This window comes from Photorhabdus viridis, assembly GCF_040256935.1.
Classification (GTDB): domain Bacteria; phylum Pseudomonadota; class Gammaproteobacteria; order Enterobacterales; family Enterobacteriaceae; genus Photorhabdus; species Photorhabdus viridis.
The window spans coordinates 1-223 of record NZ_JBEJZY010000512.1 but is presented as its reverse complement, the minus strand read 5'-3'; the positions used below and the strand labels follow the sequence as shown (position 1 = coordinate 223).

Here is a 223-nt window from a genome sequence, read left to right as displayed (position 1 = left end):
TCGCGTTCACTTCCACTGGAACCGTTACGACGCGCCTGACGACCAGGCATCCTGCTGGGTACGGGTGGCACAGGGCTGGAACGGCAACGGATTTGGCTTCCTGGCAACACCACGAGTCGGCCAGGAAGTGATTATCTCTTATCTCAACGGCGATATTGACCGCCCCATGATTACCGGATGTACCTATAACGCGCTTAACCGTCCGCCGCTGAATTTACCGGAG

The 223-nt window shown here is 57.0% G+C and carries 1 protein-coding gene; it reads left to right on the top strand.

Annotated elements, in window-relative coordinates:
* The coding region (locus ABR397_RS24330) for a phage baseplate assembly protein V (protein WP_350307919.1) at nucleotides 1-223 on the top strand (223 nt) is incomplete at both ends.